Origin of the sequence: Treponema bryantii, assembly GCF_900111035.1 — a bacterium.
Classification (GTDB): Bacteria; Spirochaetota; Spirochaetia; order Treponematales; family Treponemataceae; genus Treponema_D; species Treponema_D bryantii_C.
In genome coordinates, this window is record NZ_FOFU01000001.1 from 476,472 (window position 1) to 493,069 (window position 16,598).

Genomic DNA, 16,598 nt, shown 5'->3' on the forward strand with positions numbered 1-16,598 from the left:
CCAAGCACACAATCAGCACATAAAAATTAAAAAAGAAGCAACAAAACCGCACAATTTTTTTATACTTTTTATGACCTTTGCTTAAAATGTTATAGAATTTCACTTATAAAAGTGACATTTGTCATATTTTGTCTAATATTTTAGTAAATTCCTGCGAATTCATAGCCAGCTTCAGTAACAGCGGCCTTGATAATTTCCTCGTCTATAGTTTTTGTGACTTCGAGAGTAACGAGATTTTCTTCATGAGAAGCAGTTGCAGATGTAATTCCATCAATTGCTTCGAGGGCTTTTTTTACATGGGCTTCGCAGTGTTCGCACATCATTCCATTTACTTTGATTTTCATAGTGTTCTCCTTGTTAAGATTTGTTTGTTCTATAAGATTTCCCTGAACGGGATTCTTTACTGATTTATCTTTTATTGAGTTATAAACTTTTATGAAGTTTAAACGCAATGCATTTGTAACAACACAGAAGCTTGAAAGCCCCATTGCTGCAGCTCCGAACATTGGATTTAGTGTCCAGCCGAAAGCTGCTACATAACAACCGGCAGCCAGTGGAATTCCGATAACATTATAGAAGAATGCCCAGAAGAGATTTTCATGAATGTTACGTAATGTTGCTCGGGAAATACGGATTGCAGCAGCTACATCCATTAATGAGTTTTTCATGAGAACAACATCAGCAGCATCAATAGCAACATCTGTTCCAGCGCCAATAGCAATTCCAAGATCTGCAGCTGTAAGTGCCGGAGCATCATTTATACCGTCTCCAACCATAGTCACTTTACCATGCTTCATTAGTTCACGAATTACAGCTTCTTTACCTTCGGGTTTTACAGAAGCAATAACTTCATCTACCCCAGCCTGCTTACCAATTGCGTTGGCTGTTGTTATATTATCACCAGTAAGCATAACAACATGAATTCCCATTTTCTTTAATTGCAGAATTGCTTCCGGGGAATCTTCTTTTATTGTATCTGCAACTGCAATAATACCAAGAAGCTTATTCTCTTCTGTAAATAAAACTGGTGTTTTTCCCTGCGAAGAAAGTTCTGTAAGTTTTGTTTTGATAGAACTGATATCTGCAGTAGTTTCTTTTCCTATAAAATCTATATTTCCACCAAAACAGTTTTTACCATTTACGATTGCTTTAAGTCCGTTTCCTGCAATAGCCTTAAAATCTGTTGTTTCAGAAAAAACTGTTTCCGCATTTTTACTGTATTCTACAATTGCCTTAGAAATAGGATGTTCACTCTTTGATTCGAGAGAATATGCAACAGAGAGTAAATCAGAATTGGAGATTCCATCTGCTGCAATTACATCTGTTACTTTCATAATTCCAGTTGTAATAGTTCCGGTTTTATCCAGAGCAATAATTTGTGTACGACCTGCCTGTTCAAGTGCTGCAGAAGTTTTAAACAGAATGCCAGATTTAGCACCAATTCCATTTCCTACCATAATGGCTACAGGAGTTGCAAGTCCAAGTGCACAAGGACAGCTGATAACAAGTACAGAAACAGCACGCGCAATTGCATACCCGAAACTCTGACCTGCAATTAACCATGCTGCAAGTGTGACAACTGCAATACCGATTACAGCCGGTACAAAAATACCAGAAACCTTATCTGCAATTTTTGCGATTGGTGCTTTTGTTGCTGCTGCGTCACTAACCATTTTAATGATTTCAGAAAGTGTCGTATCTTCTCCAACTCGTGTTGCACGACATACCATATAACCTGAAGTATTTATTGTTGCAGAAGTTACTTTATCACCAGTTTGTTTTTCAACCGGGACACTTTCTCCTGTTATTGCAGATTCATTTACTGCACTCTGTCCTTCAGTAACTATTCCATCTACAGGAATCTTATCTCCAGGGCGAACAACAAAAAGATCTCCAACCTTTACCTCATCAATTGAAACTGTCTGCTCTTTACCATCAATCAGAAGATCTGCAGTTTCCGGAGCAAGCTTCATAAGAGCTTTGAGTGCATTTGTGGTTTTTCCTTTTGATTTTGCTTCCAGCATTTTTCCTACTGTGATAAGAGTAAGAATCATTGCTGCAGATTCAAAGTAAAACTGATTCATGTAATACATAATCTGATATGACTGATTATGTAAAACTGCATCAGTCATTGCAAAAAGTGCAAAAACACTATAGCCGAAAGATGCTGTGGCTCCCAAGGCAATCAGTGTATCCATATTAGGAGATTTATGTATCAATCCTTTGAAGCCACTAATAAAAAATTTCTGATTAATAATCATAACAAGGGCTGAAATCAAAAGTTCATATAAGCCCATTGCAACATGGTTTCCGTCAAGAAAAGAAGGAAGCGGCCAGTTCCACATCATATGTCCCATTGAAACATACATCAGTGGAATCAAAAGAATTACAGAGGCAATAAGACGCTTCTTCATTTTTGGAGTCTCTGTGTCTTTTAGACTTTCTGAGTAATCTGGTTTTGATGTTTTTGATCCTGATTGTTTTAGGTTTGCTCCATAACCAGCTTCTTCAACAGCCTTGATTATTAATTCTGGTGAAGCAGTTCCTTCAACACCCATTGAGTTTGTAAGAAGACTGACAGCACAACTATTAACACCAGGAACTGCACTGACAGCTTTTTCTACTCTTGTCTGACATGCAGCACAACTCATACCTGTTACATTATATTGTTCCATTCAAAGATCTCCTTTTATTTCATCAGTTTCTGAAGTGTACTTGCCAGCTCGTCAATAATCTCATCATTTCCTGAACGGATATTTTCGGCAACACAAGTCCGTAAGTGATTACCGAGTAAAACTTTATTAAAGCTGTTGAGTGCAGAAGTGATTGCAGAAACCTGCATAAGAATATCTGTGCAATAGGCTCCGTTTTCAACCATTCCCTCTACCCCACGCACCTGACCTTCAATTCGTTTCAGACGGTTCATTAAATCTTTATATTCCGTATCAGTTCTTTCCTTGTGTTTTCCAGAACAGTATGGACAGCTTTCTGTTTCTGCTTTGTGATTTTCTTCATGGCAACAAGCTTTTGACATATTTCACCTCATAAAATACTATACCCCCAAGGGGTATACCTTTTAGTATGAGTATATACCTCCTGGGGGTATGTGTCAATATGTGTTGTACACAATTTAATATATATTATATTTATAGATTTTTGATTACATTAATCATTTCAATTGCAGCGAGAGCACATTCTGTTCCCTTATTGCCTGCTTTTGAGCCGGAACGTTCTACAGCCTGTTCAATGTTTTCTGTTGTAAGAACTCCAAATAAAACCGGGATTCCGGCTTCCAGCGAAACCTGTGCAATTCCTTTTGATACTTCATTGCAGACATAATCATAATGCGATGTTGCACCGCGGATTACTGCTCCAAGGCAGATGATTGCATCATACTGATTTTGTTCCGACATTTTTTTTGCAATTACAGGGATTTCAAAAGCTCCCGGAACTTTTACCAGTGTGATATTTTCTTCTTTGATGTTGTGGCGCTTTAAGCCGTCAAGAGCACCGTCTACAAGGCGGCCTACAACAAAATCGTTGAATCTTGAAGCAATGATTCCGATTTTTACTTTTTCTGATTCTGCAACTACATTTCCTTCGATAATTTTCATTTTGATTACTCCTGAAATATTTATAGGTTTGTGAGCTTATGGCCCATTTTGATTTTTTTTGTCATCAGATAATTTCTGTTTATTGGATTTGACGGTATTTCCAGAGGAACTCTTTCTATAATTGTGATTCCGCTGGATTCCACCTGGAAGGAATCTACCTTATCCGGGTTATTTGTCATCAATCTGATTTTAGAAATTCCGAGGTCTCTAAGAATCTGTACTCCTTCCGTATAATCGCGGAGGTCCGGCGCAAATCCAAGTTTAAGATTTGCTTCAATTGTGTCTAAGCCCTGTTCCTGCAAAGAATACGCTTTAATCTTATTTATAAGACCAATGCCACGACCTTCCTGACGAAGATAAACTAACACTCCCCTGTTTTCTAAACTGATTTTTCTTAAGGCTGCTTCAAGCTGCTGGCCGCAATCACACTTAAGGGATCCAAAAGTATCTCCAGTCATACATTCAGAATGAACGCGGCACAAAACACTTTCTTTTGTTGTAAGATCTCCCATCCAAAGGGCAACATGCTCAACTCCGGTGTATTTATTTTTATAACCGGACATATTAAAGTTGCCGTATTTTGTGGGAAGCTTTGCCTGTGCCTGCTTTTCGATAATCTGTTCGGATTTCTTTCTGTAAGAAATTAAATCTTCAATCGAAATGATTTTGAGGTTATGGGTTAGAGAAAGTTCCATAAGCTGTTTAAGCCGCATCATATGGCCGTCTTCTTCCATAATTTCGCAGCAGAGTCCACAGCTTTGAAAGCCTGCAAGCTTACATAAATCTGTTGTTGCTTCTGTGTGGCCGTTTCTTACAAGTACCCCGCCTTCTTTTGCAACAAGCGGAAACATGTGTCCCGGGCGGCGGAAATCTTCCGGCTTAGATTCCGGATTTACAAGCATTCTTGCAGTAAGGCTTCTGTCGTAAGCTGAAATTCCGGTTGTAGTATCTTTATGATCAATACTTACTGTAAAAGCTGTTTCGTGATTATCTGTGTTACGGCTTGTCATAGGATTTAAGTCGAATCTCTTTGCAAAGTCCGCTGTCATTGGCACGCAGATTAAACCCCGGCCATATTTAGCCATAAAGTTCAGGTTTTCAGGGCTTGCTGTTTCTGCTGCACAGATTAAGTCGCCTTCGTTTTCGCGGCTTTCGTCATCGATTACAACTATCAGCTTACCAGCCCTTAAATCTTCCAGGGCTTCTTCAACAGTATTTAATTTGTAATTCATATTTTTCTCCTGATGTATTTTCCAAGAATGTCGCATTCAATATTTACGCTGTCTCCAGTTTTCAAAAACTGCAGGTTTGTGTTTTGAATTGTGTGAGGAATTATTGCCACAGAAAAACTTGTGTCGGTAAAATCTGCAATTGTAAGTGAAATGCCGTTTACCGTAATTGAGCCTTTTTTTACAATGCCCTCTGTGATTTCTTTGGAACAGCCAAAGGTGTAAATAAAGGAATTATCTTCGCGGGTGATTTTTAAAAGCGTTGCAGTTCCATCAATATGGCCAGTAACAAAATGTCCTCCGAATCTTCCGTTGTTGAGCATTGCCCGTTCAAGATTTACTTTTGAATTGGTTTTGAGCTGAGAAAATTCTGTCTTTCTGATTGTTTCAGGGCTTACATCTGCAAAAACAACCTTATTGTTCTGAAGGCTTGTAACTGTGAGGCAGACTCCGTTTACACAAAGGCTGTCTCCGGTTTTTAAGTCATCAAAGGTAATTCCTGTTCTGATTCCGAGTCTGATTGCGTTTCCGGTTTTTCTGATTGCAGTGACAGTTCCGATTTCTTCAACTATTCCCGTGAACATAACTTACCTCCGCTCATTGCGGGATTTTCTGAAAACTCAATTAAGGTGTCGCTGTCAAAAAGTTTTACCTGCGGTGTACTTGTGATTTTTGAACGGAAGTTTTCACTTATAAAATTTGAACCAACATAAACTTGAAGTTTATTTACAAGATTTTTTGATATGAGGGCCTGTGCAAGTTTTCCTGAGCTTTCTACAAGGATGCTGTCAAATCCCCGTTTACCGAGTTCTCCCAAAACAAAGTCCAGATCCAGATGTCTCTGGCAAAGCGGAGTTCTTATCAATTCCACGTCATGCATTGCCGCGAACTTTCGGACTTTAAAAGCCCTCATTTTGTGATAAAAGATGATTACCGGCGCGGACTGGCGTGCAGCTGGTTTTGAGATATCTGTAAACTCCTCTTTCCCATCCTTAGTTTTAAGAACTCTCGCCCTCATCTTAATCTTAAGTCCCTTATCAAGAATAATCCGTACCGGCTGATGTGTATTTTCCGCAAGTCTGTTTGTCAGAAGACAGTCATCTGTATTTACAGTTTTACTGCTCACCATAATGCCCATAACTTCGCTGCGGGTTTTATGAACTTCTGTCATAGAAACCGGGCCGGAAATCTGCTTATTCCCATGTTTAATAATAGAAGTTCCGTTCAGACTCATTGCGTATTTGAGTGTAACAAAAGGTCTTTTAGTTTTTATGTAATGAAAAAAATAAGGATTGATTTTATCGCATTCATCGCGAAGTATATTTTCAAAAACTTTTATATTATGTTCACGAAGAAGTTTTACCCCTTGTCCGTTTACAAGAGGATTCGGGTCTGCAGAACCGATGTATACTTCTGCAATTCCACTTTCAATTATGATTTGTGTACATGGCGGCTGTTTTCCCTGATGACAGCAAGGCTCAAGTGTTACAAAAAGTGAAGCTCCCCTGCAAATGTTTTCATCTCCGGAAGTCTTAATTGCATTTAAGATTGCATTACGTTCTGCGTGTGCTTCTCCAAAACGTTCGTGATATCCTTTGCCTATTATTTTACAGTCTTTGACAATTACAGCTCCAACAAGAGGATTCGGATTTACATATCCCTTGCCTTTCAGAGCCAGTTCAATTGCTGATTGCATATAGTTTGATATAAAACTTTCTTGCATAAGAATAGTTTTATATCAAACTAAAGATTATTTCAAGTGTTTTTAGTAATTATTCTAAGTAAAAACCTCTTGTGACTGGTTCGCCATCAATATAATCGTTTTCATCAGCTCTCTCATATTCAAAAAAGCTTTTTCCATTTTCCCTCAAATATTCAATTCTAAAGACTTCTCCAGCTTCTACCGGGAACGGATAGTTATTGTATGGCAGAATATCAATTGTCTGTACTTCTTTTACATCATTATATGCATCTTCCAGACGCCAGTATTTTCTGAGTACAAAATCCTGAAAACCGGTGAGATCCTGACTACCACAATATTCTGCTTTATAAGTTTTTCCAAAGACTTCAAAAGATGAAGTTTCATCAGGAGATAATACATTATAAAAATTATCCTCTACAGGATTTGCTTGTTTTGCTTTTAGAATTTCAATAAAGCCTTTTTCAAGTTCAGGCAGGAAGGCATCAATATTTTTATAATCCCCAAGTCTATATTTATCTAATAACTCTACAACTTCAAAAATTTCATCAAAACGATCCTGTTTATCTCTTAGCATCTCTTTTGTAATATAAGAAGTATCACAAAAGCCTTTCAGAATATTCATTGTATTTGCTCTGTTGAAAAGTTCATAAAGATAAAATTTAGTAGTTGGATATGCCATGCTTGCCATCTTATGTTTTTTTGCACCCTGGAAATCAGCTTCTACATAGTCCATAATAACTTTGTTTTTTACAATTTTATCTACTAAAGGATTTGAAAGCGGATGTGATAATTCATGAAATATGAAATTCTCAGTATACCCAGGACATAATTTTGGTTCAAAATAAAGATTCTTACCATCATTAAAACTTGTACCATATCCATTATTTCCGTTTAATACACTAACTGTAATAGTTATTTTACTGACGTTAGTTTTATAATAACTTTCAAAGCATTCAACACCTTTTATCAGTTCATCCTTTTTGGAATATAGAGGCAGTAATGCTTTTTCATAGGCAGGCATTTGAGACTGATAAAAAGTATCAAAATCTGTTGCATCATAAAAAGCCGAAACTACTTCTTTTATTTTTTTAGGATCTCCAGCTCTTGGTTCCAGATATTTTTTTACATTTTTAAGTGAAGTCCTGAATGAGTGACAGTCATCAGAAAGATATGTTCCTACACTTGCGACTGAATCATAGGCAAAGCCGTTTTGTTGTTTCAGCTTTTGAAAATATAGGATTGCCTTTGCAACATCCTGATTATTCAGATACTTATTAAAATATTCATCATAATTAACAAAATCATCTGAATAATCTTTGACATTGAATTCAGGAAAGTCAGCAAGGTGCGCAATTGTGGCAACACACTCATAAGCTCTGCTGGTTCCAATTGTAATCTTGTCGTTGATTTCGATTTTGTATTCAGAATCTGAAGTTTTAGCGGCAAGTGACGATACTGCTAAACTGCTCAGCAGTAAAAACGAGAGGATAGTTTTTTTCATTTTTTTGTTTCTCCAATTTTTTAATTTGTATTTTTAAATTTAAATGATTTCAGATTTGTAAAGTTACAATACAAAATGAAATTATGCCAGCTGGCTAAGTTTTTCTCGTATGAACTCTGACTTTTCCTTTAAGCCGATTTTTCCAAGTTTGATAAAAAGAACGTTCGGTAGTTTCTGATTGAGACGAACCGAGTTCGGATTGTCCTTAATGAGTTTGAGGATTTTATCAATTGAGATATTTGAAACCTGCTGGAACTCAACCGCAACTTCTCCCTGGCGTTCCTTGATTGATTTTATGCTGAGTTTGCGGCAGATAATGCGGATTTCGGCAAGGGCGAGTAAGCTTGAAACTTCTTCCGGTATCGGACCAAATCGGTCAGCAAGTTCGGCAAGTACTGCGTCGAATTCTGCATCGTCGGTAACAGCTGCAATCTTCTTGTAGATTTCCATTTTGATCTGCGGATTGATGATGTATGTGTCCGGGATAAATCCGGTATACTCCATTTCCATAAGAACTTCGGTCTGTTCTTTGTAGTCCTTCTGAAGAGCAAGGCGGTTTACAGCGTCATTCAAAAGGCGTACATACATATCAAAGCCGACTGAGTATACGTCACCGCTCTGGTCGCGGCCAAGAAGGTTTCCGGCCCCGCGGATTTCCATATCTTTCATTGCAATTTTAAAGCCGCTTCCAAGCTCGGTAAAGTCGCTGATTACCTGAAGGCGTTTCATAGCGACTTCGGAAAGTGCTTTATTTTCCGGGTATAAAAGATATGCATAAGCCTGACGGTCGCTTCGTCCAACGCGACCGCGGAGCTGGTAAAGCTGTGAGACACCGTACATGTCGGCGCGGTCGATAATGATTGTATTTACGTTTGGAATATCAATTCCGTTTTCAATAATAGTAGTTGCAATGAGCACGTGGAAACCGCCCATCTTAAAGCGATGGAAGATTTCTTCGAGCTGTGTGCTGGTCATCTGGCCGTGAGCAACGTCAACGAGAACTTCAGGTACGAGAGTTTCAACTTTACGGCGGATTTCCTGAAGGGATTCAACACGGTTGTGTAAATAGAAGACCTGGCCGCCGCGCTCAATTTCGCGTCTGATCGCCTGAGTAATGCGGTCGTCTGTAAATTCATCTACGACAGTTTCAATCGGCTGACGGTTCTGCGGAGGTGTTGTCAAAAGACTCATATCACGAATCTTTAAAAGACTCATATGAAGAGTTCTTGGAATTGGCGTTGCAGACATTGTGAGACAGTCAATGTTGTTCTTCATCACTTTAAGCTTTTCCTTGTCCTTTACACCAAAGCGCTGCTCTTCATCAATAATCATAAGTCCAAGCTTTTTAAAGTTTACATCCTTCTGAATGATTCTGTGAGTTCCAATAAGAATATCAACATCACCTTCTGCAACGCGGGCAAGAATTTTTTTCTGTTCGCCGGTAGCAACAAAGCGTGAAAGGCGCTCAATCTTTACCGGGAAGTTCTTAAAACGGTTCTTACAGTTTTCGTAATGCTGTTCTGCAAGAATTGTAGTTGGAGCTAAGAATGCAACCTGTTTACCACCCATTACTGCCTTAAAGGCTGCACGCATGGCAATTTCAGTTTTTCCGTATCCAACGTCACCGCAGACAAGTCGGTCCATAGGAACAGGACGTTCCATATCAGCTTTGATTTCTTCAGTAACTGTAATCTGATCCGGTGTATCTTCATAAGGGAATGCGGCTTCAAAGGCAGCCTGCCATTCAGTTTCTTTAGGGAATGCAAAACCAACAGAAGCCTGTCGGCGTGAGTACAAATCAATGAGCTTCTGGGCAATGTCTTCTACGGCCTGCTTTACCTTGTTCTTTCGGCTTTCCCACGATTTACTTCCAATGCGGTCAAGGCGCGGTTTATCGCCTTCGTTTCCAATATAGCGCTGAACAAGGTTTACCTGCTCAATCGGAACAAAGGCAAATTCGTTGTCGGCATATTCAAGTTTGATGTAATCGCGCTCGTTTCCCATTGCCTTTACGCGTTCAATTCCGTGGAAAAGACCAATTCCCCAGTTTACGTGAACAATATAATCGCCCGGATTAAGCTCTACGAAAGTATCAATTGCTTTAGATTTAGCTTTATTTACAGACTTTGGAACATACTGTCGGCGTCCAAAAATCTCATTTTCCTGAATTACGAGGAGTTTTGCATCTGGAAGACGGAAACCTGCAGATATTGCTTTTGGAATTAAAATAACCGGATGAACGACTCCATCGTCCTGAATATCGACAAAATCCTTGAAAATTTCGTGAATTCGAAGCTGCTGGTTCTCATTATCAGTAAAAATGAAGATATTCCAGCCTGCATTTTGAAGCTCTGTGAGCTCCTCTTTCATAAAGTTGATGTTTCCAAAGAAACTTCGGGCTGGCTCTGCAGAAATCTGGTGTTTTTCGGCAGATTCTGTCTCCTCTGCCTTCTGTAATGTTCTAAAAAGTATACACTTTGAGATATTTTCTAGGAGTTTACCGTAATCAGAAAGAACCATATCAGGTGGTAAAACCGGATATTCCTCTCTTGAAGTGCGGTAAAGCTTGTTATACTCGCGGTTTATTGTAAGACGTGCGTTTTCCTGCTTATCATAATTAAAGAAAAGCACGAAGGTGTTTTCATCAATGTAGTCTAAAAGTGTATGAGTTTTGTCACTTACAAGCTGATAAAGGAACTCTTCTCCCTCTGCTTCACCACTTACGCTAAGGCCTGTAAGAAGGTTCTTGAGATATTCCTGGGCTGTTTCTGTAAGCGGAAGATGTACGGAAAAATCACTTGGAGCACCTACGCCGGCGCATGCTGCAAATTCTGATGTACCAGCCCCATCTTCTTTGATGGCTGTTGCCTGGTATTCATCCATGCGCTCTCGGGCCTTTTCAATAATTTCAGGAGTCCACAGTACTTCCTTTGTCGGATAAATTAAAAGATCTTTTTTTGAACCTACTGTAGCCTGTGTATCTGCTTCAAACTCTTTGAATGATTCAATTTCATCAAAATCAAAAATAACACGGCTGGCATGTTCATCACACGGAAGGAAGATATCAAGAACTTCACCGCGTAAACTGAACTCTCCGCGAACATTTACCTTTGGAACGCGGGTATAGCCCATTGCAGCAAGCTTCTGAGCAATATTTGTAGTATCAAGTTTATCACCCTTGTTCAACTTAAAAGAAAGCTTCTGCAGGTATTCTGGAGATGGCAGCGGCGACATAAAAGCTCGCTGTGTAAAAATGAAAATGCGTGGAGTTTCGTGGAACCGAATTGATGATTTTTTAGATAGCAGTTTTGAAAGAACTCCGGCACGTTTTCCAAAAGTAACTGAACCGCGTGCTGCAGGACGGTATGGAACTGTTCCCCAGTCAGGGAAAATATGAACTTCTGCTTCTTCATAAATGGCAGCAAAGTCACCGGCTATATCGCGGGCATCGGCTTCTGTAGGAACAACGATAATCAGATCAGATGAAAATACTTTATACGAAGGTGAGCTTTTGCTTGAGGCTGAATACTGAGCAGCCTGTAGCGCTTTTACATGATTTGAACGGCAAACTTCTGCTGTAAAGAGACTGAAAAGGCTTCCGTGCAAACCTTCAATATTGAGTGGAAAAGAAGTGTTTTCATCAAAAAAAGCCTGTGCTGTGTTGCGGATTTCGCTCTGATTATGCAATATTTCGTCTATAGAAGTTAATGATTTCATTTTTATTTACCGATGATTATATAGTAAAAGAAAAAACTTTCTTTTAAAGGGTAAGATAAAAACTGTCGAAATGTCGCCAGTTTTTATCTTTCAAAGTTTGCGTTGCAAACTTTATATATATTGCACATTCTCACTTTGTTACGAATGTGCTTAAAAAGACAATTCGGAAATTGAAATTTCCTCATTGTCTTTTTAGTGGAGTAATACGTTGAAAATTCGTAAACTGTTTTCTATTATATCAGTTCTTTTTGTTATTGGACAAGTAGCACTTTTTGCCGAAGATGAGCGTACTGTACAAGATTATTCTAATGCTGCTGTTTCAATCAAATATTATAACCGCTCAGTTTATTACCCGGGAAATGCTGATGAAGCTCCAATATTTGTGCATATCACAATCAAAAATAATGGTTCTGAAACTCTGCGTTTTAAGCTGGCAGATGATCGTTCATTCAGTATGGATTTCAACGCTTATACTGTAAAGAACAGCCGCCTTGAGCAGACTGAAAATATTATTGAAAAGCGTACAACAAATCAGACTGTTTACTTCCGTGAACTTGCCCTTGAACAGGGAGAAGAATATTCTTTCGTTGAAAATGTAAAGAACTTCATTAAGGTTGAAGAACCTTCTGTTTATTATCTTGAGCTTTTCTTCTATCCGGAACTTTATAAATCAAAATATCTTACTTTGAAATCAAACAGACTTACTCTTGAAGTTCGCCCTTCTCCATCTGCTGCTTCTTCAAACTTTGTAGCAGTAAAGAATGAATCAGTTGAACTTTTAAAGCCTGAAAACATTTCTCCTGATAAGGTTGTTGAACAGACAATTATTGCACGTCAGAAATCACTCTGGGATCAGTACTTCCTGTACATGGATGTTGAATCTTTGATTCAGAGAAATCCTTCCCTCAAGAAAAAGTATATTACAGTTTCTGCTGAAGAGCGCTCTAGAATGATTCAGGCATTTAAGGGTGATTTGATGCAGGCTCGTATTGAAAATGATATCGTTGCAGTTCCAGAAAGTTTCCAGATTGAAAAAACAACTTATTCTCCAACAGAAGGAAGCGTAACTGTAATTGAATGGTTTAAGTACCCTAATTTCAGCGAAAAGAAACGTTATACATATAAAGTAAAACAGCATGAAGGAATCTGGAAGATTTATGATTATACTGTTGTAAATCTTGGTACAGAATAATGAAAGCACTTGTTATTTCAGACAGAGAAGAAATAATCAATCATGTAACACCTCTCCTTAAGGAAAAAGACTTTGATTTAATCCATTACAGATGGATTATCAAAGCTCTTGATAATATTGAAGAGATTCAGCCGGAGATAATTGTACTTAGTGCAATGGAGTATCCTCGTCATTGGAAAACTCTTGCCGGTTTTGTTCAGAGTGGAATTGGTGGAAATGATGTAAAGTTATATCTTTATGATAAAGAACCTCTTTCTACTGAAGATGCAAAAAAAGCATATGATTTGGGAATTCTTTCATTTGAAGAAAACTTTAATCAGAATGAAAAGACTCCTGCTGCTTTTGTAAATGTTGAAGTTGCATTGAATGAAACTCTCAGTCGATTTAAATTTTATGATGCAAAATATTATCCGGAAACAAACTGTATTTTGTTCAACACTGCTCCGGAAAATGTTGAAAATAAATTTATAAAATATATAAGCATGTATGATGGAAATAAGGTTTCATCGTTTAGTGGTGAATTAAAAATGAATGACGATGATAATTTCTGTATTTATGTAAAAGACTATTATGAAAAAGAGATCTAAATCAAAAGAAGCCAAGTTTTTCTGCGAAAGCTGCGGCTCAGAAGTTCCAAGAAACTCAAAAACCTGCCCTACCTGTGGAAAGTTTTTTGCCTCGGTAAGATGTCCTCAGTGCGGAAGAATCGGCAGTAATGAAGATTTCAAAAACGGTTGTCCAACCTGCGGATATGCTGTAAATCCGGATTCTGATATAGCACGTGGAAATTATAATTTTTCTGGTGCTGGTTTAAATGGCAGAAACAAAGGAAAAAACAGATATGGTGTAAACGGTCTCTTAGGTCTTTCCAGAAGAAATAATGCCTCGAGAGGCGGTTATGTTGAATCAGGATTGCCAGTATGGGTTTATATTGTGTGTCTGTTGATTCTTGCAGCTCTGTGTGTTGGCTTATACAGCTGTCTGTAATCTTGACTAAAAAGCCCGATTTCGTTAATATTTAATAACATTTTTAGCCCGGGTGGCGGAATTGGTAGACGCGCTTGGTTCAGGTCCAAGTGTCCTTACGGTCATAGGAGTTCAAGTCTCCTCTCGGGTATTTGCTAAATCGTTAGAATACAATAAGTTAAGTCTACTTGTGAGGAGCATTGACAGCACAGTGTAAGCAAATCTTGTTTTGGAGTGCTCGGACAAAATGAGAGTTACAGAACCTTATACAATATTTCCTCGAACTCTTTCCTCTGGTAAAACTGTTTATTACTACCAATTCCGTGATGATAAAGGACATCGTTCTTCCGCTAAGTCTACTGGCTGTACTACCATATCTTCTGCAAAAAGATTCTGTCAAAAACTGTACAACGAAGGTGCTTTCAAAAAGGATTCTTCATTATCTTTCTCTGTATATACACAGGATTTCTTTTCTGAACATTCTCGCTACTACAAGTGGAAGGTTGCGAACAAAGAACGGATCTCGCGCGAAACAATGTTGGCTTATGATAAGTTCTTGCGGAATCAACTTATTCCTTTTTTTTCTGATTATAAAATTACCGCCATTAAGCGTTCTGATGTAAAAGAATGGGTAATTTGGGCTAATGATAAATGGTCTCCAAAAACAGTAAACTCTGCACAGACTGTACTGAACCTAATATTCAAGCAAGCCATAGATGAAGAAATAATCGAGAACAATCCTTGCTACAATCTGTCATTCCGCACAATTCAGAAGAAACATCGTGAATTACTTACTATCGAAGAAGTAAGAGATTTGTACAACAATGGAAAATGGTGGTATGACAACAAACTTATATTTCTGCTAGATATAATTACAGGAATGAGAATATCAGAAGTAGTCGCTCTTCAGTCAGAAGACATCCATGATAACTACATTGACGTAAAACACTCATACTCAAGACAGTTCGGTTTAGGCTCAACAAAGACTAATGAGTGCCGTTTCGTACCAATTCCTACCGAACTTGCGAAAACACTACGGTTACGCAGAGGATTTTTGTTCATAAATCACGAAGGTCAGAACATTGGTAAGCCTCTAAATATAAACTCGTTCTACACTAACCTAACAGAAAATTACACTTATTGCGGAATCGATTATAAATCTCGCGGACTAACAGTACATACTAATAGAGATTTTTACAATACTTATTTGGAATCGGAAAATGTGCCCGAACCAAAAATACGTGCCGTTATTGGACACAAAGACAGTTCAATGACTAACCTTTACACATATTGGAAACCCGATATGTTCTCGGAAGTTTACTCTGCACAAGAGAAACTATACCGAATAATCACGGAGTAATTTATGCCAAGGACTAACAAAATTATCGACGCATCTCTTGATGAAGTACAGACTGCAAAAGAGTCTGCAATCGCTCTAGTACAAGGAAGTGTTGTTCAGCAGACTGCAGAAGATTTGTTCTACACAGACAACCTTGAGGAAGTAGAAAACGGTCTTAAGAGCCTAAACGAGTTCTCAAACAAGGCTTGGTTGCTATCGTCTATTATTTTATACACAGTTATCTATAACAAGGAATTATACACAGATTCAGGATTGTTTTGGGATGAATACGCAAAACAGGCTCAAGAACGCATCGGAATCGACCCGCGCGATGTTTCAGAACAGTTATCTTCCGCAAGGTTCTTTATTCAGCATCACGCAGAATTGGAGAGACAGGGATTTGACCCAAGTGGAAACAACCGTAAACTTGCAAGAGCAGAACTTGCTACTGAATTATCTGGTGATGTACACGCTGTAATTAAACACTTAGTAAATGATTCATGGCGTGACTTCAAGGCTTGGTATTCTTCATTTAAGACAAAAGCAATTGAAGCACCAAATGATATTAAACGACCTGACATTGAAGTAAAAGGCAAGAAAGTTTACATACAAGGTGTAGAGGCTATAAAAGTTTCTGAAAAGATTCCGCAGCAAGATAAGGAGCGTTTGGAAAAATATATAAGTCAGATCTTCGAGGCTATGAGAAAAGGTCTTGAACCTGCTATTGTTCAGTGTTACGATGAAAAAGAAGCTCGAGTCCTCACAAAACTTCGTGATAAATATAGACAAGGAAAATAAGGAGCATTTATGAAAAAACTATTTATCGGAATACTGTGTATCTCTCTGTTATCGTGTAAATCTCCACATAATAGCACTGTAGAGCCTCCGTCAGAAGAACAAACAGCAATCCCTAGAAGTGAATGGGATTCAGACAATATTGCGTTTGAAAACACATCTAAAATTACTACAACAAATAGTTTTTATCCTAGAACAGAAGGCACTTCGGGAATTATAGGTAGTTATTATTTATCAGAAGAACGCTATGAAGGAATGACTGGTGCAGAGTTTACATATCAATACGACTTTTATGATAACGGTTATTGCCATATTAAAAAGACAGGATGGAATACAAAAGCGTTTACAACACCATTCTCAAGCGAAGGTACTCACAGATATAAAATTATAAAGTTCGCAGATGATTATTACAAAGTATCATACCTTTCTGATAATGGTGTCGTAAAATCAAGTGAGTTTTTCCAAGTGTCTAATGACGGTTTGCACCTAACCTATGCAATAAACAGAGACGGTGTTCTGATTTACGCAAATCAGAACGATTAA

General features: G+C 38.2%; 14 protein-coding genes and 1 tRNA gene. 7 read left to right on the forward strand and 8 right to left on the reverse strand.

Annotated features, from left to right (window positions below; translation table 11 throughout):
• Positions 1 to 140: 140 nt before the first annotated feature.
• From BMY21_RS02150 to mfd, 8 genes are all read right to left on the reverse strand, one after another.
• A complete protein-coding gene (locus tag BMY21_RS02150) occupies positions 141 to 2,675 on the reverse strand; it encodes a heavy metal translocating P-type ATPase (protein WP_074640439.1) in 2,535 nt (844 codons plus the stop codon).
• Between the two features lie 14 nt (positions 2,676 to 2,689).
• Positions 2,690 to 3,034, reverse strand: a complete 345-nt coding sequence (locus BMY21_RS02155; protein ID WP_074640441.1) for a metal-sensing transcriptional repressor — start codon at positions 3,032 to 3,034, stop codon at positions 2,690 to 2,692.
• Between the two features lie 112 nt (positions 3,035 to 3,146).
• Positions 3,147 to 3,614, reverse strand: coding sequence for a 6,7-dimethyl-8-ribityllumazine synthase (gene ribH, locus BMY21_RS02160; protein WP_074640443.1), 468 nt, complete (start codon positions 3,612 to 3,614; stop codon positions 3,147 to 3,149).
• A 20-nt stretch (positions 3,615 to 3,634) separates the two neighbouring features.
• On the reverse strand, positions 3,635 to 4,846 hold the full coding sequence (locus BMY21_RS02165; protein ID WP_074640445.1) for a bifunctional 3,4-dihydroxy-2-butanone-4-phosphate synthase/GTP cyclohydrolase II: 1,212 nt from the start codon (positions 4,844 to 4,846) through the stop codon (positions 3,635 to 3,637).
• Complete coding sequence (locus tag BMY21_RS02170; protein ID WP_074640447.1) at positions 4,843 to 5,427, reverse strand: riboflavin synthase; 585 nt, start codon at positions 5,425 to 5,427, stop codon at positions 4,843 to 4,845. Before BMY21_RS02170 ends, BMY21_RS02165 begins: the two co-directional genes overlap by 4 nt.
• The gene (ribD, locus tag BMY21_RS02175) at positions 5,412 to 6,539 is read right to left on the reverse strand and encodes a bifunctional diaminohydroxyphosphoribosylaminopyrimidine deaminase/5-amino-6-(5-phosphoribosylamino)uracil reductase RibD (protein WP_074640449.1); all 1,128 of its coding nucleotides are present in this window, start codon (positions 6,537 to 6,539) and stop codon (positions 5,412 to 5,414) included. The genes BMY21_RS02170 and ribD overlap by 16 nt, the downstream gene beginning before the upstream one ends.
• A 76-nt stretch (positions 6,540 to 6,615) precedes the next feature.
• On the reverse strand, positions 6,616 to 8,046 hold the full coding sequence (locus BMY21_RS02180) for a DUF4932 domain-containing protein (protein WP_074640451.1): 1,431 nt from the start codon (positions 8,044 to 8,046) through the stop codon (positions 6,616 to 6,618).
• 81 nt (positions 8,047 to 8,127) lie between these two features.
• A complete protein-coding gene (gene mfd, locus BMY21_RS02185) occupies positions 8,128 to 11,763 on the reverse strand; it encodes a transcription-repair coupling factor (protein WP_074640452.1) in 3,636 nt (1,211 codons plus the stop codon).
• A 208-nt stretch (positions 11,764 to 11,971) separates the two neighbouring features.
• Between mfd and BMY21_RS02190 the strand changes: the two genes are divergently transcribed.
• The 7 genes from BMY21_RS02190 (at position 11,972) to BMY21_RS02220 (ending at position 16,598) form a co-directional block, all read left to right on the forward strand.
• The gene (locus BMY21_RS02190; RefSeq protein WP_074640454.1) at positions 11,972 to 12,955 is read left to right on the forward strand and encodes a hypothetical protein; all 984 of its coding nucleotides are present in this window, start codon (positions 11,972 to 11,974) and stop codon (positions 12,953 to 12,955) included.
• On the forward strand, positions 12,955 to 13,542 hold the full coding sequence (locus BMY21_RS02195; RefSeq protein ID WP_074640456.1) for a hypothetical protein: 588 nt from the start codon (positions 12,955 to 12,957) through the stop codon (positions 13,540 to 13,542). Before BMY21_RS02190 ends, BMY21_RS02195 begins: the two co-directional genes overlap by 1 nt.
• Complete coding sequence (locus BMY21_RS02200) at positions 13,526 to 13,942, forward strand: zinc ribbon domain-containing protein (protein WP_074640457.1); 417 nt, start codon at positions 13,526 to 13,528, stop codon at positions 13,940 to 13,942. Before BMY21_RS02195 ends, BMY21_RS02200 begins: the two co-directional genes overlap by 17 nt.
• Positions 13,943 to 13,988: 46 nt before the next feature.
• Positions 13,989 to 14,072: transfer RNA gene (locus BMY21_RS02205), tRNA-Leu, on the forward strand.
• A 96-nt stretch (positions 14,073 to 14,168) separates the two neighbouring features.
• Positions 14,169 to 15,281, forward strand: coding sequence for a tyrosine-type recombinase/integrase (locus tag BMY21_RS02210; protein WP_074640459.1), 1,113 nt, complete (start codon positions 14,169 to 14,171; stop codon positions 15,279 to 15,281).
• A 3-nt stretch (positions 15,282 to 15,284) separates the two neighbouring features.
• Entirely contained in the window at positions 15,285 to 16,058 is a 774-nt protein-coding gene (locus tag BMY21_RS02215) for a hypothetical protein (protein ID WP_074640461.1), read from the forward strand.
• A 9-nt stretch (positions 16,059 to 16,067) separates the two neighbouring features.
• Positions 16,068 to 16,598 carry a hypothetical protein gene (locus BMY21_RS02220; protein ID WP_074640463.1) on the forward strand — a complete coding sequence of 177 codons (531 nt, stop codon included), beginning with the start codon at positions 16,068 to 16,070 and terminating at the stop codon, positions 16,596 to 16,598.